This is a genomic window from Arthrobacter sp. M71 S08 (genome assembly GCF_059089725.1).
Genome location: NZ_JBNHEY010000002.1, coordinates 684070 through 700787, shown reverse-complemented (window position 1 = coordinate 700787; position 16718 = coordinate 684070). Strand labels below are relative to the sequence as shown.

The following is a 16718-nucleotide window of genomic DNA, read 5'->3' as shown; positions in this document are numbered from 1 at the left end:
GTCAGAGCATCGGGGTACCGTCGCCGACCCTGCTTGTGTACGCCACAACGGGACGGGTGAAAAGTTGGTGCACCACAACCACGGCGGGGACCAACATGAACAGGCCCACCCAGATCACTCCGCCGGTCAGCGTTGGGACGGCCACAACGATTGCGAACAACTGGAAGACGAGGGCAGCTGAACGAGTCCACCGGTAGCCGCGGAAAAAGAAATGAGCTACTGCTAGAAGCCATCCTGCGAAAAGCAGCAGAAGGACCAGCATGAAGACCGCGCCGCCGAGTGAAGTGGGAGTGCTTGTCATAAGCCCGAAAGCGAACCAGCCGGCGACCGCAAGCAGGACCGCGGCCTCACACAACAGGATCACCGCGATGACCGTCACGCCTCCCGGCCGGGTTGTTCCGTTGGGCTGGGGCAGCGGCGAGGGTCTTGACACAGTGGCACCCTACCGGACATAGTCGTTCACATCCACGATCGCTCTGGTGATGTCAACTGTGTGACGCATCCCTCACGTTCTGAGGCAATTACCTATTCGTTACCCCTTGTTTGCGTGTGCGTAACGTGACAGCCTTAATGAAGGAAAATGCGGGGGCCGTTGTGGCCCCCTTTACTATGACACCCCTCGTGAATGTTTTCACAAAGCTCTCACGAGTCGTAAGGAGAAAGTGATCAGCATGGACTGGCGTAGCCGCGCTGCCTGCCTAGACAAGGACCCGGAATTGTTCTTCCCGGTCGGCAATACAGGGCCCGCCCTGCTTCAGATCGAAGAAGCGAAGAGCGTCTGCCGCCGCTGCCAGGTCGTGGACACCTGCCTCCAGTGGGCCATCGAGTCCGGGCAGGACGCCGGGGTGTGGGGCGGCTTGAGTGAAGACGAGCGCCGCGCCCTCAAGCGTCGCGCAGCCCGCGCGAGGCGAGCATCCTGACCTAAACGCGTGTTGCTGAAGGGAGGGCATCTTCGGATGCCCTCCCTTCAGCGTGTCAGGACCGGTTGCGAGGGTCAGCTCCCCTGCGGAGTAGGCCTGGTTGCCCCGGTCTTGCGACGAGCTCCGGGGATGCCCATTTCAATGGTCACCACGGTGCCGCCGCCCTCGCGCGCCGTCCATTCAATTGTTCCGCCGAGTTCGCTCATGACGAGTGTCCTCACGATCTGCAGACCGAGTCCTTCGCTGTAGCCCTCGGCGGGCAGGCCAGCACCGTCATCCATGATGGACACTGTGAGCATTTCGCCGTCGTCATCCACGCTTCGGTTGGCCCTTAGCCACACCGTGCCGGGCTGGTCCGCAAGCCCGTGTTCGACGGCGTTGGTCACCAGCTCGTTGATCACCAGGGCAAGAGGAGTGGCAAAGTCGCTTGGCAGTTCGCCAAACTCGCCTGACCGCTCAGTCCTGACCGCCTGGTTTGGCGATGCGACCTCCGCCGACAGACGGAACTGGCGCGCAATCAGTTCGTCGAAGTCCACGCTCTGGGACAGACCTTGCGAAAGAGTCTCATGAACCAGGGCGATCGTCGCCACACGACGCATCGCCTGCTCAAGTCCCTGCTTCGCTTCATCGCTCACCATGCGCCGTGACTGCATCCTCAGCAGTGCAGCGACGGTCTGCAGATTATTCTTCACCCGGTGGTGAATCTCGCGGATGGTGGCGTCCTTGGAAACCAACTCCATCTCTCTTCGCCTGAGTTCAGAGACATCCCGGCAGAGTACAAGCGCACCGAAACGCTGCTTCTCGTCGCGCAGGGGAATTGCTCGCAATGACAGGCTCACGCTCCGCGACTCAATCTCGGTCCGCCAGGGCATCTTTCCCGTCAGCACCAGGGGAAGCGTCTCGTCGACCATCCTGCGGTCTTTGAGCAGAGACGTCACGATCTCAGCGAGCGGGCGGCCCTCGAGGGTTTCGACATCGCCCAACCTTCGGAACGCCGAGACGCCGTTAGGGCTGGCGTACTGCACGACGCCGTCAACATCGAGCCTGATTAGACCGTCTCCCACACGCGGTGCCCCACGCCTGGAACCGGTGGGAGTGGCAAAGTCGGGCCACAGCCCCAGGGTGCCCATGCGCAGCAGATCGTACGCGCACTGGCGGTAGGTGAGCTCCAGCCGCGAAGGCATGCGCGAACTGGAGAGGTCCATATGCGAAGTGACGACGGCGAGCGTCCGGCCGTTCCGCACCATGGGGACCGCTTCAACCCGCATGGCCATCTCTGTGGTCCAGTTGGTTTCCCCCGACCGTTCAATCTGCTGACTGTCCCAGGCCTTGTCAACCAGCGGCTGAAGGTCGGCTCGAATGCGCTCCCCCACAAAGTCGCTGTGGAAGACGGTATGGGAGGTGGACGGGCGCACGTGCGCCAAGGCGACGTATCCGCCGTCGTGCAGTGGGAACCACAGTGCCAGGTCCGCAAACGCGAGGTCCGCAACCATCTGCCAATCCCCCACCAGCAGGTGCAGCCACTCAGCATCTCCCGGGGCAAACCCTGAGTGTTCCCGGATCGGATCCGTGAAGATTGCCACCAATTACTCCCTTACTGCCGCACGATGGAACGCAGCAAGCGTAGTGCAACCGACAGCGATGCCATATCATCGCGTTCCAACTGGTTAACCTCGGCGAACATTTTCCTTGCCCGATCCAGATATTCAGCGTTGAGCTTCTCCCACTCCTGAAGTCTGCTCGACGCGTCCAACGATTCCAGATGTGACGAACTGTTCATGACTGACACAGTCATTTCCGACACCGTCGCGTAGAGGTCGTCACGCAGGGCTGCGCGTGCCAGCGCCTGCCAGCGGTCTTCCCTGGGCAGCGAGGTAATGCGCTCGAGCAGGTTATCCACGTTGAAGCGGTTGTAGATGGCGAAGTAGACCTCGGCAATGCGCTCCACCGGTTCGTCCACACGCCGCGAAATCAGTGCAACGTCGAGCAACCCGAACGATTCGAACTGCTCCGCCCAGTTTTGCGCGAGTGAATCGGGCAGGCCCCATTCCTCGGCGCGCTTGAACCCGGCCTGCACCCGTTCGAGGTCACCGCCCCGCACATAATTGATAAGCCTTGTGCGCAGCGGATCGATGAGCGGTTTGAAAGCCGCAATGTCTTCCTCCACTGTCGAGCCGCGCCCAACGTGGTTCACGAACCAGCGCACTGCACGGTCCAGCAGCCTTCGAACGTCGAGGTGGACGGTTGTCCAGTGCTCAGTCGGGAAGCTGGGTGGGAGCGCGGCGAGTGCTTCCACGGTCCGCTCTAGTTCGTAGATTTCCCGCAGCGCGACGAACGCACGCGCCACGATCGGCTCGCCGACCGACGTTTCCTCCATGACCCGGAAGACGAAGGTGATACCGCCCAGGTTGATCATGTCGTTCGCAACCACTGTGGAGATGATCTCGCGGCGGAGCGGATGAGTGTCGAGTTCCTGGTCAAACCGCTCGACGACCTGGCGTGGGAAGTAACTCCTCAGTGTGTCCTTAAACCACGGGTCGTCGGCGAGATCGCTCTTGGTGAGCGCCTTTGTCAGCTCAATCTTGGCGTAGGCGGCAATGACGGACAGTTCCGGCGACGTCAGACCCTGACCGCGCTCGGCCCGTGCGCGTAGCTCCTTCGTGGATGGAAGGGCTTCGAGTTCCCGGTTGAGGTCCGCATGTGACTCGAGCCAGTCCATCAGCCTTTCAAAGCTCGGGCTCCACTCCAGGACGCGCTGCCGGTCGTTGAGCAGCAGCATGTTCTGGTCGATGTTGTCCTGAAGCACAAGGTCAGCTACCTCGTCCGTCATCGAGTGCAGGAACTCAGTACGTTCCTCCGCGCGGAGTCGGCCGATGCGCACCATCCGGTCAACGAAAATCTTGATATTGACCTCGTGGTCGGAGCAATCGACGCCTGCTGAGTTGTCGATTGCATCCGTGTTGAGGAGCACTCCGTTCAACGCAGCCTCGATCCGGCCGCGCTGCGTCATTCCCAGATTGCCGCCCTCGCCGATGACGCGGGCCCGCAGCTGGTTCCCGTTGACCCGGATCGCGTCGTTTGCCTTGTCGCCAACATCGCTGTGGGTCTCGGTCGAAGCCTTCACATACGTCCCAATACCGCCGTTGTAGAGCAGGTCAACCGGCGCAGTGAGAATGGCGCGCAGAAGCTCCGGAGGACTCATGCTGGTGACGGACTCGTCGAGACCGAGCGCCGACCGTACCTGCTCACTGAGGGGGATGGACTTCACATGGCGCGCATACACGCCGCCGCCCTCGCTGATCAGCTCCGGGTTGTAATCCGCCCAGCTGGACCGCGGAAGCTCGAAGAGCCGCTTTCGCTCGACGAACGACGTCGCTGCGTCCGGGTTGGGATCAAGGAAGATGTGGCGATGGTCGAAAGCCGCGACGAGGCGGATATGTGTGGAGAGCATCATGCCGTTGCCAAACACATCTCCGCTCATGTCACCGACGCCCGCGACCGTAAAGTCCTCGTTCTGCGTGTCAATGCCGAACTCACTGAAGTGGCTCTTCACTGATTCCCAAGCGCCGCGCGCCGTGATACCCATCGCCTTGTGGTCGTACCCAACCGAGCCGCCCGAGGCGAAGGCATCGCCCAGCCAGAAGCCGTATTCAGCCGACAGTTCGTTGGCGATATCCGAGAAGGAAGCCGTTCCCTTGTCCGCTGCCACGACTAGGTAACTGTCGTCGCCGTCGTGCCGGACCACTCTCTCCGGCGGGACTACCTGCTCGCCGTTCTCTGTGGTCACGAGGTTATCCGTGATGTCCAGAAGCGCCCGGATGAACGTACGGTAACTGGCCTGGCCCTCCGCCATCCACGCGGCGCGGTCCTGCACGGGGTCGGGCAACTGCTTCGCATAGAAGCCACCCTTCGCGCCCGTGGGAACGATGACGGCGTTCTTGACCGTCTGTGCTTTCACAAGACCGAGGATCTCCGTGCGGAAGTCCTCACGCCGATCCGACCACCGCAGACCGCCGCGCGCAATGTCTCCGAAGCGCAGATGGACGCCTTCGATCTGCGGCGAATATACCCAGATCTCGAACTTCGGACGAGGATGCGGTGCGCCCTCGATCGCCGACGTATTCAGTTTGTAACTGATGTGGTGCTTGTCCTGGAAGTAGTTCGTGCGCAGGGTCGCTTCGATGACATTGGTCAACGTGCGCAGCACCCGGTCGGCGTCCAACGTGGGCACCTGCTCCAGAGCGCTATCCAGCTCCTGACGAACCCGGGCAGTCGTCTCTTCCCGCTGGCTGTCACGGAGGTCCGGGTCGAATCGGGCCTCAAAGAGCGCGACGAGCTTGCGCGTAACCGCAGGATTGCCCAGCAGGGTGTCGCTGATGAATCCGTAGGAATTCATGTTGCCCATCTGCCGCATGTACTTCGCATAGCTGCGAAGAACCGCGACCTGCCGCCAGCGGAGGTTCATCCTCAGAACGAGTCGATCGAAGGAATCCGACTCGCTGGCGTTGGCCATCGCAGCAGCGAACGCGTCCTCCAGCAGTTCGCCTGTACCTTCCGGATCGATTCCGTGTGGATAGCGCAGGCCGAGGTCGTAGAGGAAGAAGTCCCTGCCGTCGGAGCGTTCAATCTCAAAGGGCCGCTCGTCGAGCACCTCCAGACCGAGATTGTGCAGGAATGGCAATATCTGGCTGAGACTCTTCGGTTCAGTCAAATACAGCTTGAGACGCGCGTTCTCTTCCAGATGCTCGCCGGCTCCGGTAGGAACGTACACCTGCATGATCGGACCGGCACTATCAGTGCGGTCATAAATCGAGAATCGTTCGATGTCTTCGAGCGCATCCTCAACTTCATAGTCCACCCGGTATGCCGCGGGGAAAGCCTCGGCCCACAGGCGTGAGAACTGTTCGGCATCCTGGCGGCTGAACCTGGTACGGGCTACTTCATCGATGCCCTCTGACCAGGACCGGGCTGCCATGACGAGCCGCTGTTCGAGCTCGGCAACCTCCACCTTCGCCACTTCCGCGCCCTTCGGGAGCCGGATGCGGAAGAAAAGGCGGGCAAGCGCGGATTCGCTCATGCGCGCTTCGTAGTCGATCGACTCTGCATTGAAGGTGCGCCGCAGCTCGTCCTCGATGCGCAAACGCACGCTCGTCGTATAGCGGTCCCGCGGGAGGTAGACCAGCGCGGACATAAAGCGTCCGTAGGTGTCGGGACGGAGGAACAACCGGGTACGGCGCCTCTCCTGCAGCTTCAGGATCCCCATCGCTGTGTTGACCAGATCATCGACGTCTATCTGGAACAGTTCGTCACGGGGATACGTCTCGAGGATGGAGAGCAGGTCCTTGCCCGAGTGCGAATCCGACGGGAACCCGCAGCGGCGCAGGACCTCATTGACCTTCTCCCGAACGATCGGAACATTGCGTACCGACTCGGTGTACGCGCTGGTGGCGAACAGTCCAATGAACCGTTGCTCGCCGCAGACATTCCCCTGCTGATCGAACCGCTTGATGCCGATGTAGTCGAGGTAGGCGGCACGGTGAACCGTCGACCGGGAGTTTGCCTTGGTAATGACCAGAGGCTGCTTTTCCCGTGCTTTGGCGCGTCCTGCCTGGGTCAGATGCTGAATCGGCCGGCCGTCGATCGGGTGGCGAAGCAGGCCCAGCCCGCTGTCGTTGCGGATGCTGAGCACGTCCTCGCCGTCCACTGTCTCAAGGTCGTACTCCTTGTAACCGAGGAAGGTGAAGTTGCCCTGGTCCAGCCAGGACAGCAGGTCCCTGGCCTGCTCCAGCCCAACGACACCGGCGCTTGCCGGCACTGCCTGCAGGGTGTTCGCCACTTCACGCAACTTGGCGCGCATAGCAGCCCAGTCCTCTACTGCGACACGGACGTCGGAAAGAACACGCTGAAGACCGTCGATGATTTCCGTACGCCGCGCCTCATCACCGATCCGGCCGACTTCGACCGCTATCCATGACTCGATGTGAGCGCTGATATCCCCCTCGGCCACTAATTCAGCGAGGTTAGGGAGTGCCGCAGTATCTCCGCTTGATGAACCAGCGGAGGAGGGAACCCGCTGGAGCCTCCTCAGTTCAGCAGACGAACGATCCCGCACCGCAACGAACGTGGGGTGCACAACCAGCCGGATGGCCGCCTGCTGCCGCACGAGTTCCGCAGTAACGGAATCCACAAGAAATGGCATGTCGTCCGTGACGACCATGACGATGCTCGCATCGTCCTGGTCGAAGACTCGAACACGCGCCTCGCCCGTGGGCCGCGTCTCGGCCAGAGCACGGTGCTCCAGCGCCCGTTCGGTCAGCGCGTCCGGTGAGTAAACGCCGGCGTCGTCGTCCGAGAGGTGCTGGTAATAGTGCTGGATGAACTCGGTGAATGAAGTGTCAGAGCTGGACTGTTCCGTGATGCTGGATCCAGACGACATGAACCGCCTCCGTAACGAAATGAAAGGCCGCCCCTTTGCGACCCCCTTACTGTGAGAGCCTAACCCCGTTGGTGGAAAACTTCATTTCGTTGTGTCTTAGCCTAGAAGTTCTTCGTTTGCGTTGTTCATCCGGTGCACCGACCAGCGCGGCAATTGCGTGGCGAAGCGGGGAGGCTAAAGCAACCTCGGGAAGCGCCGAGCCTTTGAGCAAGGCATTATCGGCAGCGTCGAAATCAGCCGGAAGAAATGCCGAAATAGGCACCGACGGACCGAATCTTTCCCACGCCTCGCGAAGCTGACGCTCCGGCGATCGACCCACCGACGCCGCCCTCACCTTATTGAAGATGACGCGCGGCGAAGCGGTCGGCACTGCTTCATCAAGTTCTGCCAGCGTTCGAACCAGTCGTGGAACACCCACTGAGTCAGCCGAGCCGATGGCGTATACCTCATCCGCCAGTTCGAGGCACCGCAGCGTCGCCCCGTTACGGCGCGGTGCCAGGGTGTCGAAGCTCAGTTCCTCGTCGGCTTCGAGACCAAAAGCGCAGTCGATGACGACGGTGTCGAACATTGAGCGCGCTAGCGCAAGGACGCGGGTGAGCGCGGAAGGCCTCACTTCCGCCCACCGATCAGCCCGGGTGACACCGGTCAGTACGTGCAGTAGATGGCCGTCAATGGTGACCTCAGCACAGATGCGCTGCAGTGAAGTGGTGTCCAAAACTCCCTGGTCAGCGAGGCGGCAGGCTTGCGCAATTCCCGCTGATTCATCCAGGAGGCCCAGGAAGGCAGCAACACTGGCGCCGTAGGTGTCAGCGTCCATCAACAGGACCCGTATGCCCATCGCTGTCAATTCGGCCGCAACGTTGACGGCTACTGTGGTGCGGCCTGTTGCACCGGTAGGTCCCCACGCAACCACCACGGTTCCATCGCCCGGAGCCTCACCTTCTTCAGCCGGGGACGGCGCTTTGGGTGTCAGGGCGCGGGAAGTATCAGCAAATGCAGAGCTGGGCTTACCCTTTCGAAGCAACTCGAGGTCCGCCACGGCAGCGGCAACCTCGTCAGCTAGCGCTCCGGCCTCCACGGTGGTGGGTGTGTGCCGTATCTCCAGGGCGCGCAGGCGCTCCCGAGCATCGTCGTCGTCCGTCAACGCGACTACGGCGACATCGGACGCGCGCAAGCGCTCAACTAGAGACGACGTGAGATCGCCGGCGTCGAAAGCAATAATTGCAGCCCTGGCGATTCCGGTCTGGCATGCCACAATCATTTCTGCGAATTCATCGCAGCGGCGAACCACAGTAACCGGCCCGCGGAGTTGTTCCAGGCTAGTGACGCAGTCACTAGCGGCACGCCCGACGGTAACTACGGGAATACTCACTGCGCACCCGCGTTGACGACGACAGCGATCCTTGCCTCGTTCGACAGTGCGTCGAGGAGCGAAGGGAGAGTTTCATCACCGACCAGCACAAAGACCCGAGCGGACTGGGTGGCGCCCAGCGCAGAGTCCTCCTTCGTGTAGTCATAGATTTCCGCGCCTTCGAGGAGCAGCTCCGGCGCGCCGAACTCGTTGCCCTGTCCTCGCGGTGATACCCACACGTCCACCCGATCTCCCGTGGCAGTACCAGCCGGCAGGGGGTCCTCTATTGTGAGGCCCACCGGTTTACGGTCGAGGGCATCGGCTGTTCCCAGCCCGGAGGCGGGAAGTAGCTCCCCGGCGGATATCAGCCTCTGCGCAACTGCATTGTCCGGGACCCCTTCGCTGACTGTTCGGTACGAACCTTCGACCTCACCGAGCCGCACTGGAACGATGTGGAAATCATCTTCGGTGAGCTCAGCGCCTACCGGCAGGTCCTCGCGCGCGGCATAGACGCCGATCGTTTTGTCCGCACTTTCGACTAGGGCGATCACGCCGACAATGGAGACGCACACCAACAGTATGCCTATCAGCAGACGCGGGTCCTTCCACGACGGTTTGCGCAATCGGATCGGCGCATCCGTGCGCACCGGACTGTCGATCTTGAGACTCACGTGCTTTCCCCTGTTCCCCGCTGCTTTGCCCGTCATCTGCGTCGCGCAGTGAGACCTACGCGCCAGAAGCAATTCTCTTCCAGCGAATCGACAAATGGAAACCACTTGCGCGAATCGGCAACGAACTGTGGATATCGAAGCCGAACACCCCTTTGGGATGGCAAGATGGATGAAGCAGTTTCTTGCATGGAACGAAGGGAAAGGCGGCTTTCGTGGCACAGAAACGGTTCATGACGCTTGCCGATGTGGGAGAAGTGCTCAATATTTCCTCATCGCAGACTTATGCGCTGGTGCGCTCCGGTGAGCTACCGGCGATTCAGGTCGGCGGACGCGGACAATGGCGGGTGGAGACTCAGGTCCTCGAGGACTACATTGCCCGCGCCTACCAAAAGACGGCGGCAAGCGTGAAGGAAGGTCTACACGTTGAGCAGGATGTATAGCATCCTGCTTCAACGCTCCTGAGGTCGGTGCCTGCGGAGGTGCCGTCCTTTTGTTGTTTGCAGCCGCAACCGCTCCGATAGCTTCGAATCCTAGCGGGAGGAAACCGCAGCGATTCCTGAGAAGGGAACGGCGTAAACGGCAGACACCTTCGCCGAGCGCCGTGACTCCCCGGGCAACACCGCCGCAATCTCAAGGAAGTCCTTCCCGACGCGGTCGATGATTCCCTCAATCCGCGCTCCGCCTTCCACCCTGTACACGGTGACGGATGCGCGGTCCCTTGCCAGCGTTCGCACAGCAGATCCCAACCCTAGTGCCCCATGAACGCGGGACTTCTCGCTGGCCACGTTTCGACCCAGGCCCTCCACAAGTCGAACGGCAGTCAGCGGGACCACTACTTCCGCCGGCGCTTTGCTGAGCACCAGCCACTCTGATCCCACGTGGGTCAACTCTCCATCGAAAAGTTCGCCGCCGGACGTCCCCACCCTCAGGACGAGTCCAAGTTGCCCCCGAAGACGATCAGCGAGGGTAACGGTCCCCTGCTCCCGACGGACCCGGTCGGCTATTTCGGCATCTCCTGCCACCTGCTCAGCGGCCTCGAGTTGGGCCGCAATGTCCTCGAAAAGAGCTGTCCAGCGCATCGGCTCAGCCTATGATCCGGCGAATCCGGGGTCAACTAGTAGACATCTAGCTCCATTCAAGATAGACAAGTGTCATCAAATAACATCAAACGGGGTCAAAAGAGGTAAATGATGGAATCATGTAGAAAGGAAGCATGGTGGGCTTCTGCGGTGTTTCTGCTGGGAGGCATGCTCATCTTGACGGGCAGAGCCCTCGTAAAGAGTCAGGAACTGTCCTCAGCCGGTACTGGGCTGACGGCGATGGTTGGAGTGGGCGTCTCTGCCCTCGGCACGCTCGTCCTGGCTTGGTGGGGCCTCAGCTTCTGTTTTGCCATTGCCGCGGGGCTGCTCGTTTCGACGTGGTCGCCCGAACGCCGCGCAACGCGTCGGTGCCTTTGCTCCCGTATTCATGCGACGAGCTGCTTGCCTCGCCTTAGGCGTGAATCTGATTGCGGTTCCGTCCGCATACGCCGGAACTGGTGTTGTCGCCTCTTCCTCCCATCCGGAACGGGTTAACACCGGGGAGGAAACGGGCACCCTTAGCCCGCAGTGGATTCCGGTTGAAGCGCAGCGGGTACTCGAGCCGACCTGGCGGCCAACACCGTTGCCTTCCGGCGGAAGTCTGATGGTCAAGGAAACCCGTGAAAGCCGTCCACCGTCTGACACCGCACAGAACGAGGTCGTAGTGCAGCCCGGTGATTCTCTATGGACCATCACCGCACGGCATCTCAACCTGGACGCGTCAGACGCCAAGGTGGCCGAAACCTGGCCGCGATGGTATGAGACGAACAGGGATGTAATCGGGGAAAATCCCGAGTTGCTTCAGCCCGGACAGATACTCAGTCCGCCAGCCGGAACACCGACGGAATCACAATGAAGCGAGGAAATTCTGTGAGCGCTATTTCCCACCTGCCTGCCGCTGCCGATGCCGCTCCCCTGGCTGATGTCAGCGGTGCCCCAAGGCCCGTCCTGCACGGCGCCGCGGCTCATGTTCCGATCCTCAGGCACGAGTACGCCGCGGTACTGCCCCTGACCCGCCAGGCGGTGCCGATGCCGACACCGGAACCGGTCGTTCCGGAAGAACTGGAAGCGGTGGCGCGGAAAGTAGCACGGGGAGCGCTCGAAGTTCTTGGCGGAACAAGGCCCCTGCAGCAAATGGCGAGACTCCTCGACACGCGCAGTTACGAGCGTCTCCAGTTGCGCTCCAATCTGGTTCGCAGCATTGAACACGCCCCTGGATCCGCCTCTGGCGGAGGCGCCGCCGTCAATACCCGTCTCCATCGCAACGTCCTTATTCGAACGGTACGTATCTGCCCGATCACCCCGAGCATCTTCGAAGCTTCGGTGGTGGCGGCAGAACAAAAGCGCGCAAGGGCAATTGCACTCAGGATCGAACGCTGGCGTGGTCAGTGGCGCGTCACCGAACTCCAGATCGGGTGACGCGCTCCTTACGGCGGAGCGATATGACTACTTCCGACGCCGCTTCGCCGCCGCGCGCTGCTCGGCCCGGGTGCCGTTCCCGGCGTTACCGTCAGACTCGCTGCGACGGCGTTCAACCCTGGTCTCCACCCCACCCTGTGCATTGGGAGCTGTGAATGCCAAGCTGGCCGGGCGCTCGGGAGCCTCAAGTCCCGCGGCTTTGATAGTTGAGGTATCCACCAGTCCCCGGCCGTCAGCTACTCCTGGAAGCCCGGCCCGCTGTGCCGGAGCGACCTCAACCTCGAGGTTGAAGATGTAGCCGATACTCTCCTCGCGGATAGCTTCCATCATTGCCTGAAAGAGCACAAAACCCTCGCGCTGGTACTCCACAAGCGGGTCACGCTGTGCCATGGCGCGCAGTCCGATGCCTTCCTTGAGGTAATCCATCTCGTAGAGATGCTCCTGCCACTTGCGGCCGATCACCGACAACACCACGCGACGCTCAAGTTCCCTCATGGATTTCTCGCCGAGCGCCTCCTCACGCTGCTTGTAGGCGACCTTCGCATCCGAGAGGATCTCGGCGTGGAGGAAGTCACGAGTGATTTTCGACTTGCCGCCGGCTTCCTCGATTACCTCGTCGATCGTCAGGCTGATCGGATAAAGGGTTTTCAGATTGGACCACAGCAACTCGTAGTCCCAGTCATCTCCGTGTCCCTGGGCAGTCGCTTCATCCACCATGGCTGTGACCACGTCTTCGAGGAAGTGCTCGACCTTCTCGTGCAGGTCATCACCTTCGAGGATGCGCCGCCGATCGCTGTAGATCGCTTCGCGCTGCCTGTTGAGGACGTCGTCATACTTCAGGACGTTCTTGCGCTGCTCTGCATTGCGGCTCTCCACCTGCCCCTGAGCGTTCTCGATCGCCTTGGAAACCATCTTCGATTCCAGCGCCACGTCATCAGGCATGGAGGAACTGTTCATGATCCGTTCCGCCGCACCGGAATTGAACAGCCGCATGAGGTCGTCGGTGAGAGACAGGTAGAAGCGGGATGCACCCGGGTCCCCCTGACGACCGGAGCGGCCCCTCAACTGGTTGTCGATGCGCCGGGACTCGTGCCTTTCGGTACCCAGCACGTAGAGGCCGCCGAGCTGCCGGACTTCCTCCTGCTCGGTCTCCACTGCTTCCTTCGCCGCCGCAAGGGCATTCGGCCATTCGGCTTCGTATTCCTCGGCGTTTTCTGCCGGGTGAAGGCCTTTCTTCTCCATCGCGGCCACGGCATTGAACTCGGCATTTCCACCGAGCATGATGTCCGTACCACGGCCGGCCATGTTGGTTGCCACAGTGACCGCGCCCCGGCGCCCTGCCTGCGCGACAATCGCAGCCTCACGTGCATGGTTCTTGGCATTCAGCACTTCGTGACGGACGCCCGCCTTTGCGAGCTGCTTCGACAGGTATTCGCTCTTCTCGACCGAGGTGGTGCCCACAAGGACCGGCTGACCCTTTTCGTGCCGTTCCACGATGTCATTGACGACTGCCTCGAACTTGGCAACCTCGTTCTTGTAAATGAGGTCGGAGCGGTCCTCGCGAACCATCGGCCGGTTGGTGGGGATGGGAACGACGCCGAGCTTGTAGGTTCCCATGAACTCCGCCGCTTCCGTCTCAGCGGTACCGGTCATTCCGGACAGTTTCTCGTAGAGGCGGAAGTAGTTCTGGAGCGTGACGGTAGCGAGCGTCTGATTCTCGGCCTTGATCTCGACACCTTCCTTGGCCTCGATCGCCTGGTGCATTCCCTCGTTGTAGCGTCGACCGGCGAGGATGCGGCCCGTGTGCTCGTCGACGATCATCACCTCACCGTTGAGGACGACGTAGTCCTTGTCCCGCTTGAAGAGTTCCTTCGCCTTGATCGCGTTGTTGAGGAAGCCGATCAGCGGCGTGTTCGCGGACTCGTAGAGATTCTGGATGCCGAGATAGTCCTCAACCTTCTCGATGCCGCTCTCCAAAACACCAACGGTGCGCTTCTTCTCGTCGACTTCGTAGTCTGTTTCCCTGGTGAGGCGGGTGACTACCTTGGAGAATTCGGTGTACCAGCGGTTAACGTCACCGGATGCCTGACCGGAGATGATGAGCGGCGTGCGGGCCTCATCGATGAGGATGGAGTCAACCTCATCGACGATGGCGAAGTTGTGTCCGCGCTGTACCAGCTCGGCGGCGCTCCAGGCCATGTTGTCGCGAAGGTAGTCGAAGCCGAACTCGTTGTTTGTGCCGTAGGTGATGTCCGCCGCGTACTGCGCACGGCGTGTGGCCGGGTCCTGCTTCGACAGGATGCAGCCGCAGCTCAGACCGAGGAAGCGGAACACGCGGCCCATCAGGTCCGACTGGTATTCGGCCAGGTAGTCGTTCGTCGTGACAACGTGGACGCCCTTGCCCGTCAGCGCATTCAGGTAGGCCGGCGCGGTTGCGACAAGGGTTTTGCCTTCACCGGTTTTCATCTCAGCGATGTTGCCCAAATGCAGGGCGGCGCCACCCATCAGCTGCACGTCGAAGTGGCGAAGGCCCAGCGTGCGGCTGGCTGCTTCCCTCACCGCGGCGAATGCCTCCGGCAGCAGCGCATCGAGGGTCTCACCGTCCTGATAGCGCTTCTTCAGCTTGTCGGTCTCTCCACGGAGTTCCTCGTCGCTAAGGTCTCGAAACTCGTCCTCGAGCACGTTTATCGCGTCGGCGTAGTTGCGGAGTTGCTTCAGTGTCTTCTTATCGCCGGTACGAAGGACTCGTTCAAGAAGTGATGGCACTGGTTTTTGCTCCCAATCTAGGTACGCCGTTTCCTGGCGAATTCAGTCTACGTGAGAGACGTACTGTCCCCCGATTTAGTTCCCATCCGTACTCCTGCGCCAATTCTTCAGCCAGTTGCGCAGACAGGTTGCCTCGTGGTTCGACGACCACATGGTCAAGCCCCAGCCAACCGGCCATCAGGACCAGCTCCGCCGCAAGTTCGACGGCGGTGTCCGCCGGCATCGAAGGCTCACCGTGCGCAGCTCTTACGACAAGCCGTTTCTGCAATCGGTCCGCCTTGAGATCCACCCTTGCCGCCATGCAGTCGCGGAGGAGGAAAGGCAGTACGTAGTAGCCATAGGTGCGCTTTTCCGCCGGTGTGTAAATTTCGATGCGGTAATGAAAGTCGAACAGGGCTTCCAAGCGCCGGCGTTCGAAGACTACGGAGTCGAAGGGACTCAGCAAAGCACGCCCCTTGGCCGCCCGAGGAAGAACTGAACCGGCATAGCGGTACGCGGGCTGTCGCCATGATTCGACCGAGACAGGAACCAGTGTGCCGCGCTGCACCAGGACGTGAATGGCAGCGGCGGCTGCCTTCATGGGAAGACGGAAATAGTCGGCGATACAGCGCGTGGTTCCTACACCTACCGCTTTGGCTGCCCGTTCCGTGAGGTGCAGATAGGCTTCGGCAGCGGGAACTCGCAGGCGCGCGAGCGCCGGATCAGGAAGGACTTTTTCGGTGAGGGCGTACCGCCGCTCGAATTGTGCAGTCCTGCCCGCGGACGAGATGAGACCATGCTGGAAAAGATCCTCCAGAACTCTCTTCGCCGAGCTCCAGTTCCACCCCCACTGGTCTGTTTTCTTCTGTTCGGTGTGCCCGATCCGATCCTGCACTTGAGCGGCGGTCAGTGGTCGGCTTGTGGCCAGCAGGTCGAGTATGCGGCTCCTGAGGGCATGCCGCACCTCGTCGGGTAACGATGATGCGCTCGCCCACTTCCGGCTTTGAGTGGTGACGAGGTAGGGAAACAGTTCTGGCAGGACCAGGCTTGCCTCATGCGCCCAGTACTCCATCAGGCGGCGCGGCGCCCGCGACGAGAAGCGGTCGAGCAGCGTGCGGTCGTATGAACCCAACCGGGCGAAGAGGGGGAGGTAATGGCTGCGGGAGAGAACGTTCACCGAGTCAATCTGCAGGAGCTGCAGCTGCGCAAGGGTACGGCCCACCTCCCGGGTTCCCGGGGTCCTGGTGGGCCGCTCCCTTGCCAGTCCCTGCGCCTCCAACGCGATTCGGCGTGCCTGGAGGAGAGTCAGGGAATAGGTCATTGCTTGATCATAGGTTCCCGTTCAGGCGCTAGGCAGTCGCCGTTTCGCGGGCGCGGTAGGCAATCAGTTCCTCATGTGGGTCTTCAAGACCTTCCGCACACTTCGCGTCAAGAGTGATGACCCCGTAGGTCCATCCCTGGCGACGGTAAACGACCGACGGCGCCCCGGTCTGTGAATCTACAAAGAGGTAGAAATCGTGTCCGACGAGTTCCATATTGTCGACGGCGTCATCGAGGCTCATCGGGATCCCCGAGAAGACCTTCCTGCGGATCAGCACCGGCGAATCGCCCGCCGGGATCTCACTGTCGACTTCATAGCCGTTTTGATCGGCCGTGTCGGCGCCAGCACTGCCTGTGTGGTTGGAAGAAGCTGCGTAGATCGGTTGTTCCGTACTCGCGGGCTCCAAAGTAGCAGTCGCTTCACGGACTGCCACGGGTGTGTGCCTGCCGTGGTGGACCTTACGGCGGTCCCGGGCCCTGCGGAGCCGCTCCAGCAGCTTGCTGTAGGCCAGGTCGAAGGCTGCGAACTTGTCCGCAGCTGATGCTTCGGCCCGGATGACCGGACCTTTCTGCAACACCGTGAGCTCGACGGTGAGTGCGCTATCTGCCTGACGCGCGTTGGGCTCCTTTGTAACCTTCGCGTCAAGCCTCTGGACCTTGTCCCCCAGTTGTTCGATTTTGTCGATCTTCTCCTCCGCGTACTCCCGGAAGCGGTCAGAAACTGCGAGGTTCCGTCCGTTGATCATAAATTCCATAGTGCCCTCCAAAATCGCTCAG

Annotated in this window: 13 protein-coding genes; 4 read left to right on the top strand and 9 right to left on the bottom strand. The window is 61.2% G+C overall.

The window, feature by feature from the left end; all coding sequences use genetic code 11:
* Window position 1: 1 nt before the first annotated feature.
* A complete protein-coding gene (locus tag AC5RTB_RS07205; protein WP_494060371.1) occupies window positions 2–433 on the bottom strand; it encodes a hypothetical protein in 432 nt (143 codons plus the stop codon).
* Between the two features lie 238 nt (window positions 434–671).
* On the opposite strand from AC5RTB_RS07205, the gene AC5RTB_RS07200 reads away from it, so the two are divergent.
* Complete coding sequence (locus tag AC5RTB_RS07200; RefSeq protein ID WP_019483052.1) at window positions 672–920, top strand: WhiB family transcriptional regulator; 249 nt, start codon at window positions 672–674, stop codon at window positions 918–920.
* Between the two features lie 74 nt (window positions 921–994).
* On the opposite strand, the gene AC5RTB_RS07195 is transcribed toward AC5RTB_RS07200, so the two are convergent.
* The 4 genes from AC5RTB_RS07195 to AC5RTB_RS07180 all read right to left on the bottom strand — a co-directional run bounded on the left by AC5RTB_RS07195 (window position 995) and on the right by AC5RTB_RS07180 (window position 9378).
* A complete protein-coding gene (locus AC5RTB_RS07195) occupies window positions 995–2503 on the bottom strand; it encodes a sensor histidine kinase (protein WP_494060370.1) in 1509 nt (502 codons plus the stop codon).
* 11 nt (window positions 2504–2514) lie between these two features.
* On the bottom strand, window positions 2515–7356 hold the full coding sequence (locus AC5RTB_RS07190) for an NAD-glutamate dehydrogenase (RefSeq protein WP_494060369.1): 4842 nt from the start codon (window positions 7354–7356) through the stop codon (window positions 2515–2517).
* A 46-nt stretch (window positions 7357–7402) separates the two neighbouring features.
* The gene (locus AC5RTB_RS07185; RefSeq protein WP_494060368.1) at window positions 7403–8617 is read right to left on the bottom strand and encodes a CpaE/TadZ family protein; all 1215 of its coding nucleotides are present in this window, start codon (window positions 8615–8617) and stop codon (window positions 7403–7405) included.
* Window positions 8618–8724: 107 nt separating this feature from the next.
* A complete protein-coding gene (locus tag AC5RTB_RS07180) occupies window positions 8725–9378 on the bottom strand; it encodes a CpaB family protein (RefSeq protein WP_494060367.1) in 654 nt (217 codons plus the stop codon).
* Between the two features lie 212 nt (window positions 9379–9590).
* On the opposite strand from AC5RTB_RS07180, the gene AC5RTB_RS07175 reads away from it, so the two are divergent.
* Window positions 9591–9818 carry a helix-turn-helix domain-containing protein gene (locus AC5RTB_RS07175; protein ID WP_309071072.1) on the top strand — a complete coding sequence of 76 codons (228 nt, stop codon included), beginning with the start codon at window positions 9591–9593 and terminating at the stop codon, window positions 9816–9818.
* A gap of 90 nt (window positions 9819–9908) precedes the next feature.
* On the opposite strand, the gene AC5RTB_RS07170 is transcribed toward AC5RTB_RS07175, so the two are convergent.
* Window positions 9909–10457: a hypothetical protein gene (locus AC5RTB_RS07170; protein WP_494060366.1), complete on the bottom strand. Its 549-nt coding sequence runs from the start codon at window positions 10455–10457 to the stop codon at window positions 9909–9911.
* A gap of 418 nt (window positions 10458–10875) precedes the next feature.
* Between AC5RTB_RS07170 and AC5RTB_RS07165 the strand changes: the two genes are divergently transcribed.
* Both AC5RTB_RS07165 and AC5RTB_RS07160 read left to right on the top strand, forming a co-directional pair.
* Complete coding sequence (locus AC5RTB_RS07165; RefSeq protein WP_494060365.1) at window positions 10876–11313, top strand: LysM peptidoglycan-binding domain-containing protein; 438 nt, start codon at window positions 10876–10878, stop codon at window positions 11311–11313.
* Window positions 11314–11327: 14 nt separating this feature from the next.
* Window positions 11328–11876, top strand: coding sequence for an Rv3235 family protein (locus tag AC5RTB_RS07160; protein ID WP_494060364.1), 549 nt, complete (start codon window positions 11328–11330; stop codon window positions 11874–11876).
* A gap of 27 nt (window positions 11877–11903) precedes the next feature.
* Here AC5RTB_RS07160 and secA read toward each other — a convergent pair whose 3' ends face one another.
* From secA to hpf, 3 genes are read right to left on the bottom strand one after another with little or no spacing between them, the layout of a single operon-like run.
* Window positions 11904–14642, bottom strand: a complete 2739-nt coding sequence (gene secA, locus AC5RTB_RS07155) for a preprotein translocase subunit SecA (RefSeq protein WP_494060363.1) — start codon at window positions 14640–14642, stop codon at window positions 11904–11906.
* Window positions 14626–15942, bottom strand: coding sequence for a winged helix-turn-helix domain-containing protein (locus AC5RTB_RS07150; protein WP_494060362.1), 1317 nt, complete (start codon window positions 15940–15942; stop codon window positions 14626–14628). The genes secA and AC5RTB_RS07150 overlap by 17 nt, the downstream gene beginning before the upstream one ends.
* A gap of 28 nt (window positions 15943–15970) precedes the next feature.
* Window positions 15971–16696, bottom strand: coding sequence for a ribosome hibernation-promoting factor, HPF/YfiA family (gene hpf / locus AC5RTB_RS07145; protein WP_494060361.1), 726 nt, complete (start codon window positions 16694–16696; stop codon window positions 15971–15973).
* Window positions 16697–16718 lie beyond the last annotated feature (22 nt).